The sequence below is a fragment of the Vibrio sp. 10N.239.311.G01 genome (assembly GCF_041465805.1).
GTDB classification, from domain to species: Bacteria; Pseudomonadota; Gammaproteobacteria; order Enterobacterales; family Vibrionaceae; genus Vibrio; species Vibrio crassostreae_C.
In genome coordinates, this window is sequence record NZ_JBFSRM010000001.1 from 255,841 (window position 1) to 272,477 (window position 16,637).

Consider the following 16,637-nt stretch of genomic DNA (forward strand, 5'->3'; position numbering starts at 1 on the left):
GAGCTTAGTTTTGAACAATTTCGCTACCGTGAACACCAAATTGCTTAGCAGCGTAGGCAACGCGCTCTGCTGGTTTTGGGTATTCAGCCGGTGTGCCCAGGTTTTCAATATGATGCAAGCGAGGTAATAAACCTGCGCCGTTTGCAATCTGTATTGCTAATCCAGGGCGAGCGTTTAGCTCCAGTACCATCGGGCCTTCTTCTTGGTCTAAAACCATGTCCGTACCCATGTAACCAAGGCCTGTCATTTCCCAAGCACTTGATGCAAGTGTCAGCAGCTTTTCCCAATGGGGTACTTGTAGTAGCGCCAACTCTTTACCCGTATCTGGGTGGTGAGTCACTGGGTGGTCAAATTGAACCGCACGAACGGCTTTACCCGTAGCGATACAAATACCTACGCCCACAGCACCTTGGTGCAAGTTAGCTTTACCATCAGAAGCCGAAGTCGATAGACGCATCATCGCCATTACAGGGTAGCCCTTGAATACAATGATTCGTACATCTGGTACACCCTCGTAACTGAAGCCGTCAAAACACTCGTCAAACTTGATGAGGTTTTCAACTACAGCAACATCGTTCTTACCACCGAGTGAGAAAAGACCCGCGAGAGCGTTACTGATGTGGCGCTCTACGTCTTCTTCATTGATAGTCGAACCCGATGGCTTGGTGTAAACGCCGTCCTTGTGAGAAGTCACAACAAGGATACCTTTACCACCACTGCCTTGAGCTGGCTTGATTACGAAACCCGGCCACTCTTTTACCATCTTGTGGATTGTTTTTACTTCAGCTTGATGACCAATCACGCCAATCAGTTTTGGTACAGTAGCACCAGCCTGTTCAGCAATGATCTTCGTCTTAAGCTTGTCATCAACGAGTGGATACTTGGAACGATCATTGTAGCGACCAATATAACTATGGTTACGCTTGTTCATTCCCATTATGCCTTTGTCTTTCAACCTAAACGGTGAAGTAAACTGATCAAACATAACTTAGTCCTCCGCTAGCGGTTTAAAGCGACGAAGCTCGGTTAGACGGTATCCTGTGTAGTTACCTAGTAGCAAGATGGTCGCTAGAATAACAAGTTGTAAACCAATAAAGTTAAACGTTAAGTGCTGAATGAACGGGTTAGTCATGCCTAAGTAAACAAGAACCGCAGTGAATAGAGAACCACCACCTTGCAGCATTACTTCTTTCGCGCCTTCTTCTTCCCATAGGATAGACATACGTTCGATAGTCCAAGATAGGATAATCATAGGGAAGAACGTAATAGATAGACCTTCAGTCAGACCCACTTTAAACGCGACTACAGTAAACACAGAGATAATCATGATTACCGTGATGATTACGGCGGATATCCTGGCTACCAAGAGCAAGTTGAGTTTGGATAAGTAACTTCGAATAATAAGACCCGTACCTACAATAAGCAGGAAGCCAACAATACCCGTTACCAGTTGTGTTTGTACAAAGGCTACCGCAATCAGTACTGGCATGAACGTACCAGACGTTTTCAGGCCGATGATGACACGTAGGAACACAACAATCAGAGCACCGATAGGAATCAGCATGATGGTTTTAAACATCGCTTGCTCTTCTAACGGTAGGCTGTGAATTGAAAGGTTTAACAGTTGATCAGCAGAGACTTTACTATTGGTTGCTTCCGTTGGTGAAACCTCTTGAGCAATCATAGAGAAGTGAACTTTACTGTTCTGACCGCCAACAACATCCAGTAGAGAAACGTTTGATTCGTCCCAGATGAGTAGGTTTGGTTGGACTTGTTGTTCGCTTGATTCAGGAGAGAATAGGATCCACTCATCGTTATCCCAAATCTGAATCATGTTCTGAATTGATTGACGACGACGGCCATCTTCTAGCTCGATAACACCAACCACTTTGTTGTGTATTTTCGCTGCTGAAAGTAGCTTGTGTGTCGCTTCCACTTTGGTCATGTTGTTCAGAATCAGCGCAGAGTTTTGACTGTCTGGATCATTAAGTGTTTTGATGAGCTCACGAGTGAACGTTAGATTGTCTGCAGAACGCTTTGTTGCTCTGTCAATAAGAGCTAGAGACGCCGCTTCTTCCGGGCCGTCGAAGCTTGGTTGAACCACTTCACCTTCTGGTGGTGTGTCGTTCACTTTAGCTTGGTTGTCGACTAGGAATTGTGTCTTGTAGTAGATGGTTTGAGGGCCATCTGCGTAACGAATAGACCACTCTGCACGACGACCTGACTCAGTATTTAAGTAAGAAATACCGTAACCTGGTGATGAAGCCGATTCGCCGATAAGTGTGTAGTTAGACTGAGTATGAGGAGCCGCTAAGGAAACTTTTGCTTCTTTGCCTACTGCGTTGAACTCAATACGAGCTTCAACGTCCCAAACCTGCCTGGTTTCCCCTGGAGTCCAAGGTACACCGTAGGTCGTATGTCTGAACATACTCAGTGTTATGCCTGCCACGATAAGCAGGAATATAGAGATATAAAATGGAATTCTTGACGTCATAGCTTACCCTACTATTGTTATTTAACTTCCGTTTGTACGTACTTTTTACTTACATCTACTAGCGCTATGTCTTTGATAAATTCGCGCCCTAGTAATACAGGGTGACTCATTTGAGAGCGATCCGCCAATGTAAATTGCGCTTTTTCATGGATTTTTCCAACTTTAACCCATAATTCAATCACAGCTCGACGTTCTGTCTGATCATTGGTTGATTGGCGGATTTTCACATAACGTACAACAGGCGCTTCAATCCATTTTTGGTCTTCTGCCGCTTGTCCTTGGTCTTCTAGGTGGAACTTAACCCAGTTCTTACCATTTCGTTCGAATTCTTTAATATCGACGGCATTCAAAGAAGAGGTTGTTGCGCCGGTATCCACTCGCGCATCAAAGCTTTGTTTGATTGAGTCGATAGACACTTTTTCGATTCCGCCAAGGATAGTCGGTTGTGAGGTAGGAGCGATAGGAGCCGCTGCAACTGCCACGGGTTCTTCTTCCTCTAGCTCTTCAATGACTTTGTGTTCCATGCTTGTTAGATGAACATCTAACTGATTTGAAAGGGTGATGATTTCGTCTTCTAAGCTTTCAATGTAATCACTTTGATTACTGACTTGCAGTTCAAGATTTTGAACCTTATTTGCGATGTTTGTCTCTGAGCGGGCAATAGCATCGAGAGTTTCTTGGTGGTAGGCAGCACCGTTAGTAAGGGTACAACCAGAGAGCAAACCAACCGCCACAATAGGCGATAATCGCTTAAACATAAAAAAACCTTTGGAAATTAGAGAATAGTTCAGACTATTTAGAAGTTTAGCCCACAAAAAAGGATGCGTGAAGCATCCTATTGTAAGAGTCTGGTCATATTGAATCGCAATGTGAGCGCTACGCCAATTATTGTAATTTTAAATAGCTCACTTATTAAGCATAAGTCAATTTTTGTTCAATTTGCGCGCATTTTTGTGAAAGCTCACAGCGAAGCAAAAGGTGGCGCTGTAGCCACCAAAAAGCCATTACTCTGTTATCGGCTAAATAATGGCTTTCGGGCATCACATTTATGGCTTGGTCGCCACAAGAATGGCACGTCTTGGTGCTGGGTGACCTTCAACCGTTTTACTTGGATCATTCGGGTCTAAGTAATCTGGTAGAGAGTTGTGTGTCATCCATTCTGTCGTGCGTTGCTCGCCGATTGTCGTGACATTCTCATCCACGATGCGCACGTCTTCAAAGCCGACCTGTTCAAGCCAGCGTTTCAGAGCTCGAGCAGAGGGGAAGAAGTACACGTTTCTCATCTGCGCGTAACGGTCAACAGGAACCAGAACTGCATTTTCATCGCCTTCAATCACTAAGGTTTCAAGCACTAATTCACCGCCAGACACCAATTGGTCTTTCAGTTGAATCAAGTGATCAAGCGGAGAGCGACGGTGGTATAGCACGCCCATGCTGAATACAGTGTCGTACGCTTCCAGTTTTGGTAGTTGTTCAATACCTAGAGGTAAAAGGTGCGCACGTTGGTCATCGCCCATCAACTTACGGATCGCTTCAAACTGAACCAAGAAAAGGTGAGAAGGGTCGATACCTACTGTAAGACGAGCGCCTTCGCCAAGCATGCGCCACATGTGGTAACCATTGCCACAACCTACATCGAGCACAGAACGGTTTTTAAGTGGTGAGATATGTGGAAGCACACGATCCCATTTCCAGTCACTGCGCCATTCTGTATCGATATGAATGTCGTGAACCGTGTAAGGACCTTTTCTCCAAGGGTGGAAAGTCTTTAGCAAGCTTTCTAACTTTTTAAGTTCACCCGTGTGGAACGGTGTAGAGCTGCCAATGGTCACTGAGTTTTTCAGATCAACTTGGTCAGGCACACCTTGTGGAATCTTGTTCAATGCACGTAACCAGCGGTCGAAGTCACCGTGCTCTGCATTTTGCCAATCCGTCAGCTGTTGAGGAAGAACATTTAGCCACGGCTGAAGGCGAGTATCTTGGGCAATAAGTTGATAAAAATTGGCAAAATTAAACATAGGTTTTCACTGAGTTGGTGGTGTAGAAATTAAATTTGTCACTCCATTAAGAGTGTGGACAAACATGCTAGGGAATCTCGTTTATCGTGTTTGATAAGAGATCCCCAATTCGTTTGTTCCTCGCTCTTGAGGATGACATTTTAGTACGTGCTAACGGTGTCGCGACGGTTACGTAATCTAAAATGTTTACTTTATCGCGAACATTGAACCAAAGTTGAAACATTGGAACCAGACTTCGCTGCTTGAGAAGCCAATCTTATCAAATCGCTCTCTGTGAACAGGGATCGAATCCGGGCGCATCACGTTTTCAATTGCGCTACGTTTCTGACTTACTTCTAGCTCGCTGTACCCGTTAGCACGTTTGAAATCATGGTGCAGGTCGATAAGCAGTTCATTTGAGCTTTCATCTTCGAATACGTATTTTTCTGACAGGATTAAGATCCCGCCTGGGCGCAGGCCAGCATGAATTTTCTCAAGCAGAGCGTATCGATCGTCTGGAGAAAGAAATTGCAGCGTAAAGTTAAGCACCACAACAGACGCGTCTTTGATTTCTACTTCACGAATATCGGCTTCAATCACTTCTACCGGTGTGTCACTGCGGTAAGCATTAACGTGCAATTTGCAGCGCTCAACCATGGCTTCTGAATTATCGATCGCGAAAATCGTGCAGCCTTCTTGCTGAATGTGACGACGCATAGAAAGTGTCGCAGCACCAAGCGAGCAGCCAAGGTCGTAAATATTTGAGTGTGGCTTTACAAAGCGCTCAGCCAGCATGCCGATTGCAGAGATGATATTGCTATAGCCAGGCACCGAACGTTGAATCATATCCGGAAATACTTCAGCAACCCTTGCATCAAAGGTGAAGTCTCCAATTTTATCAATAGGAGCGGAAAAGATATTGTCTGTGTTGCTCATAGCATTTTCTCTCGACAGTCAGCGTAATTGGCACAAAATTCGTACCAAATAAAAGGGGGCGTATTTTACGTAAAAAAAACGCCACTGTCACGAAAACTGAGATTTAGCTCAAGGTTCGAAGCTACTTACAAGTGAGAGGTTAAAACATCGAGATTTGGTGATTGCCTTTTTGAGCTGGAAACTGAGCCAGTTCGGGCAGTAATAATGATGTATTTTCAGAGACTTGCTTTTGTAGCCTCTTATAAATAGCAATCGCAAGTTCAGGTGCGTGGTTATTGTCTGGGGTGTGGATCATTAAATAGGGCTGCTTGCCTTCATTAAGCCAGTTTGGGATTTTGGCAAACCAAGGCTTAAAAAACTCAATATTAGGTTCTTGGTCTGGGTGACCAATAAATCGAATCATCGGGTTATTGGCGGTAGCAATTGCATGAACAGGAACACGCGGTTTTTTCTGATGCGCATCGATCACCGCTTCTGTGGTGGGTGGCGCAGAGAAAACGGGGCGGCTGTCCATGATGATGCGATTGATGCCTTCCTCAACCAGCCATTGGTTGAAGCGTTTTTCCGCATCGCCCTTATCAAAGAAACCTAAGTGTCGAACTTCGACGCCAAGCTGCATATCTTTTGGGAATAAGGTGCAAAACTTTTGTAGGGCAGGCAGCATGCTGGGCTCAAAACTGTGCGGCAGCTGAATCGTCCATTGACCAATACGGTCATGCAGTGGCGACATCGTCATCAAGAACTCTTTGAGTTCGGCTAGGCAGTGTCTCAGTTGTTGCTGGTGGGTGATGAATTTGGGCAATTTGAAGGTGAACTTGAAATCATCGTGACTGGCGGCTTTCCAATTGTGAACGGTAGACATACTTGGCGTAGCGTAAAAGGTGGTGTTGCCCTCAACGGTATGGAAAACTTGGGTGTATTTTTCCAAGCGTTCGGCAGGCTTGGTGCCTTTACCGTAGAACTGACTTTGCCACTCAGAATGAGACCACATAGTTAATCCAAGTCTTAGAGGTAAAGTTTCTGTTGTTATTACACGATTATCCATCTATTACACCGTTATCCATCACGCCATCAGTCATTACAAAAAGTTTTTGGGTTGAAACGAAAATCTACTTTACGAGAGTTTTGCTGATTAAGGTACTTTCGAGATATAATTATCGCAATTTTTTCGGTTTTGATGAATCTTTGCGCACTTGATGGGCTAAAAAGCAGCAAAGCCAGATAAAACACAATAAATTCGAATGTGGAAGGTCGATTTTAAGCGAGTTTCCGCGTATAAATGTTCCTTTGCTCTGTTGTGTGGAATGACCACTGACAGCTTGGAAATTAGTAAATAATTAAGAGATTGGGAAATTCATTATGCGTACCCATTACTGTGGTAACCTGAACAAGTCCCTGGCGGGACAAACTGTAGAATTGTGCGGCTGGGTAAACCGTCGCCGTGATTTAGGCGGTCTTATCTTTATTGATATGCGTGATCGTGAAGGCATCGTTCAGGTTGTTGTCGATCCAGATATGAAAGATATCTTCCCGATCGCTAACCAACTGCGTAATGAATTCTGTATCAAGTTTACTGGTGAAGTACGAGTTCGTCCGGACAGCCAAGTAAATAAAGACATGGCTACTGGTGAAGTAGAACTTTACGCGACGGGTCTAGAGATCATTAACCGTTCAGAAGCGCTTCCACTAGACTTCAACCAAACGAACTCTGAAGAGCAGCGTCTTAAGTACCGTTACATCGATCTTCGTCGTCCAGAAATGAGCGACCGTATTAAGCTTCGTGCACGTGCTTCTAGCTTCGTTCGTCGTTTCCTAGATGAGAACTTATTCCTAGACATCGAAACGCCAGTACTAACGAAAGCGACACCAGAAGGTGCTCGTGACTACCTAGTACCAAGCCGTGTTCACAAAGGTAGCTTCTACGCACTTCCTCAATCTCCTCAGCTTTTCAAGCAACTGCTGATGATGTCTGGTTTTGACCGTTACTACCAAATCGTTAAATGTTTCCGTGATGAAGATTTACGTGCTGACCGTCAGCCTGAATTTACTCAAATCGATATCGAAACATCTTTCATGACTTCTCAAGAAGTACGTAACGTGACTGAGAAGCTTGTTCACGATATGTGGAAAGAACTTCTAGATGTTGAACTAGGTCAATTCCCAGTAATGCCTTTCTCTGAAGCGATTCGTCGTTTCGGTTCTGATAAGCCAGATCTACGTAACCCACTAGAGCTAGTGGACGTTGCTGACTTGGTTAAAGATGTTGAATTCAAGGTATTCTCTGGCCCAGCTAACGACGAAAAAGGTCGCGTAGCAGTTATCCGTGTTCCAGGTGGTGCTAAGCTAACTCGTAAGCAAATCGACGGCTACGCTGAACATGTAAACATCTACGGCGCGAAAGGCCTAGCTTGGATGAAGGTTAACGACCGTGCTGCAGGCATGGAAGGTATTCAATCTCCAGTTGCTAAATTCCTAAGCGAAGACGTAATCAACGGTATTCTAGATCGTACTCAAGCTGAATCTGGCGATATCATTCTGTTCGGCGCAGACAAAGCGGGCATCGTTGCTGAAGCAATGGGCGCACTTCGTCTTAAACTAGGTACGGATCTAGAGCTAACAGACACATCTGCATGGGCTCCACTGTGGGTTGTTGACTTCCCAATGTTCGAAGAAGACGGCGAAGGTAACCTACACGCAATGCACCACCCATTCACATCACCACTAGGTGTGAACGCAGAAGAGCTAAAAGCGAACCCAGCAGCAGCAAATTCTGATGCATACGACATGGTAATCAACGGCTACGAAGTAGGCGGCGGTTCTGTACGTATCCACAACGCAGAAATGCAAACAGCGGTATTTGGTATCCTAGGTATCGAAGCACAAGAGCAACAAGAGAAGTTCGGCTTCCTACTTGAAGCGCTTAAGTACGGCACGCCACCGCACGCTGGTCTAGCATTCGGTCTTGACCGTCTAGCAATGCTGCTTTGTGGTACTGAGAACATCCGTGACGTTATCGCATTTCCGAAAACAACAGCTGCAGCATGTCTGTTAACAGACGCGCCAAGCCTAGCAAACCCAGCATCACTGGAAGAGCTAGCAATCGCTGTTAACTTAGCTAAGAAAGAAGACTAATCAAACGATTAAGCTCAGCTTTCTAATCAAGCAGTGAGTTTTCGATAGAGCTTAAGTCTTAGATAGCACTTTAGCTTTCAACAAAACTTAGTTTTTGATAGAACTTTTTCTTTCGCAGAACAACGAAATGCCCGTTAATTTGACGGGCATTTTTTTTTGCGTCCGATATACTAAGCTCATAAAGCATGTATAAATAATCAGTATTTGAAGTTATGTCTATTATCTTAGGGATTGACCCTGGCTCTCGCATTACCGGCTATGGCGTGATTCGTCAAAATGGTCGCCATCTATATTACTTAGGTAGCGGTTGTATTCGCACGTCAGAAAAAGAATTGCCGGGTCGCTTAAAGCAGATCTATGCCGGTGTGAGCGAAATCATCACCCAGTTCCAGCCTGACGTATTCGCGATCGAACAAGTGTTCATGGCGAAGAATGCTGATTCAGCACTTAAGCTGGGACAAGCGCGTGGCAGTGCGATAGTGGCAGCGGTAAATGCTGATCTCCCCGTTCATGAATATGCGGCTCGTCTAATCAAACAAGCGGTGACAGGCAATGGTGGTGCAGATAAGTCGATGGTTCAGAACATGGTGATGAGCATGCTTAAGTTACCCGCTAAACCACAGGCCGATGCTGCCGATGCTCTAGGCGTAGCGATCACTCACGCCAACACCAATAAAACCTTGGTAGCTCTTGCTGGTAAAGCGACAGGCGCGAGAAAAGGGCGCTACCGATAACCATAGGCTATGGCGTTTCTGAAGACAGAATCATTCGGTTTCTTAAGCTAAGCAAGCTTAAATAAATCATCTTAATAAACACAAAGAACTGGATAAGCATCCAGTTCTTTTATATTCTGTCCCTCAAATTATATTCCATCAAGAGAGTGAATTGTGATCGGACGTCTACGCGGTACATTAATAGAAAAACAGCCACCAGAATTACTAATCGAAGTGAGTGGCGTTGGCTATGAAGTTCAAATGCCAATGAGCTGTTTTTACGAATTACCAAACGTGGGCGAAGAGGCAATCATCTACACGCACTTTGTTGTACGTGAAGATGCGCAGCTACTTTATGGTTTTAACACGGTTAAAGAGCGTGCGCTGTTCCGTGAAGTGATCAAAGCGAACGGTGTGGGCCCTAAGCTAGGCCTTGGCATTCTTTCAGGCATGACGGCTAGCCAGTTTGTTCAAAGTGTTGAACGTGAAGACATCTCGACGCTGGTTAAACTTCCGGGTGTGGGTAAGAAAACCGCTGAACGTCTGGTTGTTGAAATGAAAGACCGCCTGAAAGGGTGGGGCGCGGGTGACTTGTTTACTCCAGCGACAGATGCAGCTCCGATTGATTCTATTCCAACCGTTCACGACGCGGAAGAAGAAGCGGTAAGTGCGCTACTTGCATTAGGCTACAAGCCGACTCAAGCTTCCAAGGTGGTTTCTCAAGTGGCTAAAGATGGCATGACCAGCGAACAGTTGATTCGCGAAGCTCTGAAATCGATGGTTTAATACCCAATATACTTGTTCGACAAAATAGACTCATTCACTTTGCCTTTACACAGAGTCAAGAAGCGCAGAGTCAACAAGAGCATAGTTAGGAATAGCAGAATTTATGATTGAAGCCGATCGCCTTATTGCACCGGATAACCCAGTATTCAAAGATGAAGATGTCATTGATCGTGCAATACGCCCTAAAGCACTGGCTGACTATCAAGGTCAGGATCACGTTCGTGGCCAGATGGAGATTTTCATCAAAGCGGCACAACTGCGTAACGAGGCGCTCGACCATCTGTTGATATTTGGCCCTCCAGGCTTGGGTAAAACCACGTTGGCGAACATTGTTGCCAATGAGATGGATGTCAACATTCGTACGACTTCAGGCCCTGTTCTAGAAAAAGCAGGCGACCTAGCGGCGTTACTGACCAATCTCGAAGAAAATGATGTCCTGTTCATTGATGAGATTCACCGTTTAAGCCCTGTGGTTGAAGAGGTGTTGTACCCTGCAATGGAAGACTACCAATTAGATATCATGATTGGTGAAGGCCCAGCGGCACGCTCTATCAAGATTGACCTTCCTCCTTTTACTTTGATTGGCGCAACCACTCGTGCTGGCTCACTGACATCGCCGTTACGTGACCGTTTTGGTATTACTCAGCGTCTTGAGTACTACAAGGTTGAAGATCTACAAAACATCGTTCAGCGCAGTGCAGATTGCCTTGGTCTTTCTATGGAGTCCGAAGGGGCGCTAGAAGTTGCTCGCCGAGCTCGTGGTACGCCACGTATTGCTAACCGTCTACTGCGCCGTGTTCGTGATTATGCGGAAGTAAAAGGCGACGGGCATATTTGTCCGGAGGTTGCTGACAAAGCGCTAAACATGTTGGATGTCGATGCTAAAGGTTTCGACTACATGGATAGAAAGCTTCTGCTGGCGATTATGGAGAAGTTTGGTGGTGGTCCGGTAGGTATCGACAACATGGCTGCCGCGATTGGTGAAGAGAGAGACACTATTGAAGATGTGTTAGAACCTTACTTGATTCAACAAGGTTACCTACAAAGGACGCCAAGAGGTCGAATCGCGACCGACAGAGCGTATTTACACTTTGGAATAGATAAACCCTCCAATCGTTAAATTATTCATTTTTAAAGATCCAAGTTGCATAAGCGCTGGTTTTTTTGCTTTTTACTGAATAACAACTCTTTGAGCGAGTCGATAAAAAGATCGAAAAGGGAGCTTCAAAAATGGAAACTTTGATTTCAGGTTTGATTTAGATAACAGGAAATGAAATAAGTTGTCATATTTTTTGTTAATACTTTATAGGTAGTTGTAATTCGGATGTTGAGGCGGTGCTGAGCATTTGTCACAGATATCATGCGCTGTTATTAAGACAAGCATAATTGGTGTGATTTTAATCATAATTGTACAAAAATAACTCTAATTTGCTCAAATAAATTTGATACAAATCAACGCAGGGTTCTCCCATAAACCTTTTGAAACATACTGATTTTACCAGTAATATTAGCGTCAGCTATATTAGCTCATGCTTAACAATAATCTAACTATAACGGTACGTTTTTGCTACAAATTTCAATTTGTAATAACAATTACATAAATTGTTTTAACATGGATTTTTGCGGTGAATAATCACACAAGTGTCATTCAGCCGACACAAAGGAGTTACCATGATTGATGTTGTTGATCTGTCGCGATTGCAGTTTGCATTTACAGCGATGTATCACTTCCTATTTGTTCCACTGACTTTAGGTATGGCATTTCTACTTGCCATTATGGAGTCAGTTTATGTAATGACTGGCAAGCAAATTTACAAGGACATGACCAAGTTCTGGGGTAAATTGTTTGGTATTAACTTTGCTCTTGGTGTAGCGACAGGCTTAACCATGGAGTTCCAGTTTGGTACTAACTGGTCTTACTATTCTCACTATGTTGGCGACATTTTTGGTGCTCCGCTAGCTATCGAAGCGCTTGTTGCATTCTTCCTAGAGTCTACTTTTGTTGGCCTATTCTTCTTCGGTTGGGACAGACTGTCAAAGCGTCAGCACTTAGCGGTAACTTGGTTAGTAGCACTTGGCTCTAACTTCTCTGCGCTTTGGATCTTGGTAGCAAACGGCTGGATGCAAAACCCAGTGGGTGCGGAATTTAACTTTGAAACTATGCGTATGGAAATGGTGAGCTTCGCTGAAGTTGTACTAAACCCAGTAGCACAAGTTAAATTCGTACACACAGTAGCGTCTGGTTACACAACGGGTGCAATGTTCATCCTTGGTATCAGCTCATACTACATTCTTAAAGGTCGTGACCTTGCCTTTGCTCGTCGCTCTTTCGCGATTGCAGCGTCTTTCGGTATGGCGGCGATCTTGTCAGTAATCGTACTAGGTGATGAATCTGGTTACGAGCTTGGTGAAGTTCAAAAAGTGAAGCTCGCTGCTGTAGAAGCGGAATGGCACACTGAAGAAGCACCAGCCGCATTTACTGTTTTTGGTATTCCAAACCAAGAGACAATGAATACTGACTACGCAATTAAAATTCCTTACGTAATGGGTATCATCGCAACGCGTTCGCTTGATACTGAAGTAACGGGCCTACGTGACCTACGTGATGACCACGTTGATCGTATCCGTACTGGTATGTACGCGTACGAGCTGCTTGAAAAGCTACGTGCAGGCGATAAGTCTGAAGAAAACATGGCTGCGTTCGACGAAGTGAAAGGTGACCTAGGTTACGGCTTGCTTCTTAAGCGCTACACAGACGACGTTGTTGATGCAACTGAAGACCAAATCCAAATGGCTGCGGATGATTCTATCCCAACAGTTTGGCCTCTATTCTGGTCATTCCGTCTGATGGTTGCTTGTGGCTTCATCATGCTGTTTGTATTCGGTGCTGCGTTTGTTCAAACGTGTCGTCAGAAAATCGAACAGAAACCATGGGTACTTAAAGCTGCGCTATTCTCAATCCCACTTCCTTGGATTGCGATTGAAGCAGGTTGGTTCGTTGCTGAGTTTGGTCGTCAACCATGGGCGGTTGGTGAAATCCTACCGGTTAACGTTGCTGCATCAGCACTGACTATTGAACAGCTTTGGACTTCTCTATTCGCTATCCTGGCACTTTACACAGTGTTCTTGATTGCTGAAGTTTACCTAATGCTGAAATTCGCACGTAAAGGTCCAAGTAGCTTGAAGACAGGCCGTTACCACTTCGAACAAAACGATAACTCTGTTGAAGACAAAGTTAGCCGTTCAGTTGAAGTATAAGTGAGGGAATATTATGTTTGATTACGAAAGCTTACGACTTATTTGGTGGGTATTGATCGGTGTTCTACTGGTTGGTTTCGCCGTAACTGATGGCTTTGATATGGGTGTTGCCGCTCTGTCACCTGTTATCGGTAAGAGCGACACTGAACGTCGTATTATGCTAAACACGATTGCCCCTCACTGGGATGGTAACCAAGTTTGGCTTATCACTGCGGGTGGTGCATTGTTTGCTGCATGGCCACTGGTTTACGCAACGTCGTTTTCTGGCTTCTACTTCGCAATGTACGCGACGTTAGCAGCGCTTTGGTTACGTCCACTTGCACTTGACTACCGCTCTAAGATCGAAGATCCAAAATGGCGCAAAACTTGGGACTATGCACTTTGCTTTAGTGGCGCAGTACCACCAATCATTTTCGGTGTGGCATTTGGTAACCTACTACAAGGTGTTCCATTTGAACTGAACGAATTTATGATGTCTAAGTACCATGGTACGTTCTTCGCTCTGCTTAACCCATTTGCATTGCTTTGTGGTGTGTTGGCTCTGATGTTGTTCGTGATGCAAGGTGCAACATGGCTTCAAATGAAGACAACAGAAGCGCTGCACGCTCGTGCTCGTAACGTTGCTCAGATCACTGGCCTAATTGCTATTGCTCTATTCGTTATTGGTGGTTTCTGGGTTCAATCTATCGAAGGCTATGTAATTACGAGCACTATCGATACGTTTGCTGACTCAAACCCACTAAACAAAGAAGTATCACTTCAAGTGGGTGCTTGGATGACAAACTTCGAAACTTATCCAGCAATGTGGGCTGCGCCGATCCTTGGTGTAGCAATGCCACTGCTTGCTGTGATTGCATCTCGCTTTGAGCGTGGTGGTTTCGCATTCTTGTTCTCAAGCCTATCGAACGCTGGTGTTATTCTAACGGCTGGTTTTGCAATGTTCCCATTCGTAATGCCATCAAGCCTGAACCCTAACCAAAGCTTGACTATGTGGGATTCAACAGCGAGTGAGCTAACGCTTGGTCTTATGACTGTCGTTGCGGCGGTAATGGTTCCTGTGATTCTTGGCTACACAACTTGGACATACTACAAAATGTTCGGTCGTCTAGATAAGAAACACATCGAAGATAACGACGTTTCAGCTTACTAAGCTAGAAGTTAAATAACTTAGGAGAAATTTTATGTGGTATTTCGCATGGATTTTGGGTGTACTTCTAGCATGTGCATTCGGCATCATCAATGCTCTATGGCTAGAGCATTCAGAAATGATGGACAAAGACAGTGAGTAATCTCGCAGAGCAAATCGCTAAGCTGCATCAACCAATGGATAAGACTCTGCTTAGAGCCTTATCCCTAGTATTGGGTTTCATGCATGTGGGTTTAGTGATGTGGGATCCTGAAGCGTATGCGACAAGCATCGGTGGCTTTAACGCGATCATCGGGCCAATGTTCATTTGGGCAGTATGCTCAAGCATGGTTTACGGTATCGGATTTAAGCCAAGAGCTTGGATGTGGCAGCTACTGTTTAGCCCATATGTTTCACTCACAATTTTGCTCTACCTAACGACGCTGCGCCTTCTATAAAAGGCAAAGGATTTAGGTTCATAACAACGTGAGCCTTTATACTTGTTGGGTTTTTAGCCAAAAAGAGGTCATCTTATACAGATGGCCTTTTTTTTCGTCTCTCAAATCAAAAAATTCACAGCGATATACTATTAATGATAAGGAGTTAGGTTATAGTGAGATCTTTATCGTTTTGGATTGTGGTAGCAAATTGCAGGGATTATCTAAGCTATTTACGTGGCCAGTGACTGTGTATTACGAAGACACCGATGCGGGTGGCGTTGTATACCATTCAAACTATCTTAAGTTTTTCGAACGCGCTCGAACTGAGATGTTGCGCTCAATTGGCGTTTCTCAGCAAGTATTGTTAGAACAAAACATCGGTTTTGTAGTCCGACATATGGACATTGATTTTATTCAAGGCGCGCGTCTTGATGATTCTTTACAAGTCATTACAAATATTTACGAGTTGAAGCGAGCTACCTTGGTCTTCTGTCAAGAGATCGTAAATCCTGATGGCAAGGCATTGTGTAAAGCAATGGTTAAGGTAGCATGTATCGATAATCAAAAAATGAAACCCAAAGCAATGCCAACATTTATTCTCACGGAGCTAACGAATAGTGACTGCTGAAATCTCAATCTTAGGCCTAATTTTAGAAGCTAGTTTACTAGTTAAGATGGTCATGCTGACTCTTATGGGCATGTCTGTTGTTTCTTGGGCGATGATCATAAAAAGAAGTAAAGTGTTATCTCAAGCTTCTAAACAAACAGAAGTGTTTGAAGACAAATTTTGGTCAGGCGTTGATCTTGCAAAACTGTACCAAGAGAGCAACAAACGCAAAGACGAGCTTTCTGGTACTGAAGAAATTTTCTACGCAGGCTTTACTGAGTTCGCTCGCCTTCGTAAATCGAATGCAACATCACCTGACTTCATTATGGAAGGCACTGGCCGTGCGATGCGCGTTGCCGTTGCTCGTGAGGTTGATGAACTAGAAACTAACTTACCTTTCTTGGCGACCGTTGGCTCTATCAGCCCATACATCGGCCTATTTGGTACGGTTTGGGGCATCATGCACTCATTCATCGCATTAGGTGAAGTGAAGCAAGCGACGCTCGCAATGGTTGCTCCTGGTATTGCAGAAGCACTGATCGCAACAGCAATGGGTCTATTCGCTGCGATTCCAGCGGTAATGGCGTACAACCGCTTCAGCAGCCGAGTAGGCAAGCTAGAACACAACTACGCGACTTTCTCTGAAGAGTTTCACAGTATTCTTCACCGTCAAGCGATGGCTGGCAGGGAATAATAGATGGCTGGATACCAACCTAAAAAACGCAAAATGACAGCAGAGATTAACGTTGTACCTTACATCGACGTTATGCTTGTTTTGCTGATCATTTTTATGGTGACTTCGCCGTTTGTTACTCAAGGCGTTGACGTTGAATTGCCTCAGGCTTCAACGGCTAAATCGGCACAAGACCTACTGGGTGACGACAATGTAAGTTTCATCATCGTTGAAGTGAACAAAGACGGTGAACTTGGCTTGAGCGTTAATGACGAAGAAGTACAGCGTGGCTTATCAATGGAAGATATTATCGTCCGTGTGAAAGCCGAGTTGTCTCTGAAGCCAAACTCTCCAGTGGCGGTTGGTGGTGATGCCGCAACGCCATACGCTGAAGTGGTTTTATTACTTGATGAATTAAGCCGTGCAGGTGTGCCAAAGGTTGGCCTTTTAACGGATATAAGGGAATAGCTCCGTA

The 16,637-nt window shown here is 44.6% G+C and carries 17 protein-coding genes; 11 read left to right on the top strand and 6 right to left on the bottom strand.

From position 1 onward, the window contains the following. Positions 1–4: 4 nt before the first annotated feature. The 6 genes from AB6D06_RS01080 to AB6D06_RS01105 form a co-directional block, all read right to left on the bottom strand. Positions 5–985, bottom strand: coding sequence for an alpha-L-glutamate ligase-like protein (locus AB6D06_RS01080; protein WP_029235672.1), 981 nt, complete (start codon positions 983–985; stop codon positions 5–7). A gap of 3 nt (positions 986–988) precedes the next feature. After that, on the bottom strand, positions 989–2,494 hold the full coding sequence (locus tag AB6D06_RS01085; RefSeq protein ID WP_065585128.1) for an inactive transglutaminase family protein: 1,506 nt from the start codon (positions 2,492–2,494) through the stop codon (positions 989–991). A gap of 17 nt (positions 2,495–2,511) precedes the next feature. After that, the gene (locus AB6D06_RS01090; protein WP_065585129.1) at positions 2,512–3,252 is read right to left on the bottom strand and encodes an ATP-dependent zinc protease; all 741 of its coding nucleotides are present in this window, start codon (positions 3,250–3,252) and stop codon (positions 2,512–2,514) included. Between the two features lie 288 nt (positions 3,253–3,540). Continuing rightward, positions 3,541–4,512, bottom strand: coding sequence for a tRNA 5-methoxyuridine(34)/uridine 5-oxyacetic acid(34) synthase CmoB (cmoB, locus tag AB6D06_RS01095; RefSeq protein ID WP_009846365.1), 972 nt, complete (start codon positions 4,510–4,512; stop codon positions 3,541–3,543). Between the two features lie 186 nt (positions 4,513–4,698). Next, positions 4,699–5,427: a carboxy-S-adenosyl-L-methionine synthase CmoA gene (gene cmoA / locus AB6D06_RS01100; RefSeq protein WP_017062083.1), complete on the bottom strand. Its 729-nt coding sequence runs from the start codon at positions 5,425–5,427 to the stop codon at positions 4,699–4,701. Between the two features lie 139 nt (positions 5,428–5,566). Beyond that, positions 5,567–6,472 (bottom strand): DUF72 domain-containing protein, encoded by a 906-nt coding sequence (locus AB6D06_RS01105; protein WP_372100490.1) that lies wholly within the window; start codon positions 6,470–6,472, stop codon positions 5,567–5,569. Positions 6,473–6,786: 314 nt separating this feature from the next. Here AB6D06_RS01105 and aspS point away from each other — a divergent pair, with 314 nt between their 5' ends. The 11 genes from aspS (at position 6,787) to tolR (ending at position 16,630) form a co-directional block, all read left to right on the top strand. Then, a complete protein-coding gene (gene aspS, locus AB6D06_RS01110) occupies positions 6,787–8,559 on the top strand; it encodes an aspartate--tRNA ligase (protein ID WP_017072253.1) in 1,773 nt (590 codons plus the stop codon). Positions 8,560–8,771: 212 nt separating this feature from the next. Then, positions 8,772–9,293, top strand: coding sequence for a crossover junction endodeoxyribonuclease RuvC (gene ruvC, locus AB6D06_RS01115; RefSeq protein ID WP_004736470.1), 522 nt, complete (start codon positions 8,772–8,774; stop codon positions 9,291–9,293). A 153-nt stretch (positions 9,294–9,446) separates the two neighbouring features. Further along, positions 9,447–10,058 (top strand): Holliday junction branch migration protein RuvA, encoded by a 612-nt coding sequence (gene ruvA / locus AB6D06_RS01120; protein WP_017072254.1) that lies wholly within the window; start codon positions 9,447–9,449, stop codon positions 10,056–10,058. 103 nt (positions 10,059–10,161) lie between these two features. Then, positions 10,162–11,178 carry a Holliday junction branch migration DNA helicase RuvB gene (gene ruvB / locus AB6D06_RS01125; RefSeq protein ID WP_017062078.1) on the top strand — a complete coding sequence of 339 codons (1,017 nt, stop codon included), beginning with the start codon at positions 10,162–10,164 and terminating at the stop codon, positions 11,176–11,178. 551 nt (positions 11,179–11,729) lie between these two features. Continuing rightward, positions 11,730–13,316, top strand: coding sequence for a cytochrome ubiquinol oxidase subunit I (cydA, locus tag AB6D06_RS01130; protein WP_017062077.1), 1,587 nt, complete (start codon positions 11,730–11,732; stop codon positions 13,314–13,316). A 13-nt stretch (positions 13,317–13,329) separates the two neighbouring features. Continuing rightward, positions 13,330–14,466: a cytochrome d ubiquinol oxidase subunit II gene (gene cydB / locus AB6D06_RS01135; RefSeq protein ID WP_017067531.1), complete on the top strand. Its 1,137-nt coding sequence runs from the start codon at positions 13,330–13,332 to the stop codon at positions 14,464–14,466. Positions 14,467–14,497: 31 nt separating this feature from the next. Next, positions 14,498–14,605: a cytochrome bd-I oxidase subunit CydX gene (cydX, locus tag AB6D06_RS01140; protein WP_000270284.1), complete on the top strand. Its 108-nt coding sequence runs from the start codon at positions 14,498–14,500 to the stop codon at positions 14,603–14,605. Then, complete coding sequence (gene ybgE, locus AB6D06_RS01145) at positions 14,598–14,900, top strand: cyd operon protein YbgE (RefSeq protein WP_017067532.1); 303 nt, start codon at positions 14,598–14,600, stop codon at positions 14,898–14,900. The genes cydX and ybgE overlap by 8 nt, the downstream gene beginning before the upstream one ends. Positions 14,901–15,072: 172 nt before the next feature. After that, positions 15,073–15,510, top strand: coding sequence for a tol-pal system-associated acyl-CoA thioesterase (gene ybgC, locus AB6D06_RS01150; protein ID WP_017062074.1), 438 nt, complete (start codon positions 15,073–15,075; stop codon positions 15,508–15,510). Beyond that, on the top strand, positions 15,500–16,183 hold the full coding sequence (gene tolQ / locus AB6D06_RS01155; RefSeq protein WP_017062073.1) for a protein TolQ: 684 nt from the start codon (positions 15,500–15,502) through the stop codon (positions 16,181–16,183). Before ybgC ends, tolQ begins: the two co-directional genes overlap by 11 nt. Before the next feature lie 3 nt (positions 16,184–16,186). Then, on the top strand, positions 16,187–16,630 hold the full coding sequence (tolR, locus tag AB6D06_RS01160; protein ID WP_372100492.1) for a protein TolR: 444 nt from the start codon (positions 16,187–16,189) through the stop codon (positions 16,628–16,630). Positions 16,631–16,637: the final 7 nt, after the last annotated feature.